At 51.8% G+C, this 1,252-nt stretch carries 2 protein-coding genes; both read right to left on the bottom strand.

The genetic code is table 11. The annotated features are described in order from the left end of the window. Nucleotides 1-305 (bottom strand): ABC transporter permease subunit (locus tag ACXRVY_RS29890; protein ID WP_458239058.1); only part of this gene is annotated, 305 nt, incomplete at its 3' end. Between the two features lie 52 nt (nucleotides 306-357). Continuing rightward, the gene (locus ACXRVY_RS29885) at nucleotides 358-1,140 is read right to left on the bottom strand and encodes a transporter substrate-binding domain-containing protein (protein ID WP_115948018.1); all 783 of its coding nucleotides are present in this window, start codon (nucleotides 1,138-1,140) and stop codon (nucleotides 358-360) included. Nucleotides 1,141-1,252 lie beyond the last annotated feature (112 nt).

The raw sequence follows: 1,252 nt of genomic DNA, 5'->3' as shown, positions 1-1,252 counted from the left end.
ATGTACTCCCAACCCAGAGCGACTGTGAGGACCGTCAGCCAGGTTTGCAGGCTGTAGAAAATCAATAACATCAGTACAAGATCCGGCACCCCCCGAATCAGTGTGGTGTAGAGCTGCGCTGGCAAACGCAGCAGCTTGAGGCTGGAAAGTTTGGCGCTGGCCCCGATCAGCCCCAGCAGTACGCTGAGCGCAAGGGAAGACAGGGACAGCTTGACGGTCATCCAGGCGCCTTCGAGCAGTAAAGGACCGAACCCTTTCAGGCTGAATGCAGAGAATCCCAGCGCGCCTAATAGTGTTTCGAACATGATCAACAACCTATAGCGATAAGCGCCCATCCTGCGGACGAGCGCCGGGTGGTTATTTGCCGCTGTAAAGATTCAGATCGCCGAAATGTTGCTTCTGGATCGAATCATAGGTGCCATCTTCGTGTAAGGCCCGGATCGTTTTATCCAGCACCGCCTTGAGCTCTGCATTGTCTTTGGCGATGCCGATGGCTGTTTTGGAGGGAAGATAGGGGCTCTCAACGGACCGGCTGATTTCGTAATCAGCGCCCTGCGGCGAGCTGATAAAACCCAACTGAGCTTGCAACGTGTCCTGGAGGGATGCATCCAGCCGTCCCGCTACAAGGTCGTAATACACCTGATCCTGGTTCTGATAGGACTGAGTTTTTACGCCGGCTTTGTCCAGAACGGCTTTTGCGTAGGCTTCCTGGATGCTGCCCTGAAAGTAACCGACCGTTTTGCCTTTGAGTGATGCCGCATTTTCGCTCAGGCCCGAACCTTTCTTGAACACATAGGAGGTGAATCCGGAAAACAGCTCATTTGAAAAGTCGATGGCTTTTTCGCGCGCGGGGGTCACGGTCATGGATGAGAGAATGCCGTCAAACTTGCCGGCTTTGAGGCCTGGTATCAGGCCATCAAAATCGCTTTCAACCCATATGCATTTGGCTTGCAGCTTCGCACAAATCGCGTTGCCCAAATCAATATCAAATCCTTTGAGGCTGCCATCAGCCGCCTTGGACTCAAACGGCGCGTAGTTAGCGTCCACGCCAAAACGCAACGTGGTGTATTCCTTGGCCGACACTGCGTTCGTGCACAACGCAAAGAGCATTATCAAATACAGTTTTCTTAGCGAAATCATAAGTACATCCCTAGATTTTGTAGTTGGATTTAAGGGCAGTAAACATCTGATAGCGTTGAAACGTTACTTTCATTGTTATTGGCTGAAGCCATCGCCTCGCCTTAAACACTAC

This window comes from Pseudomonas sp. P5_A2_2 (genome assembly GCF_054177685.1).
This window is presented reverse-complemented; position numbering and strand designations above follow the sequence as displayed.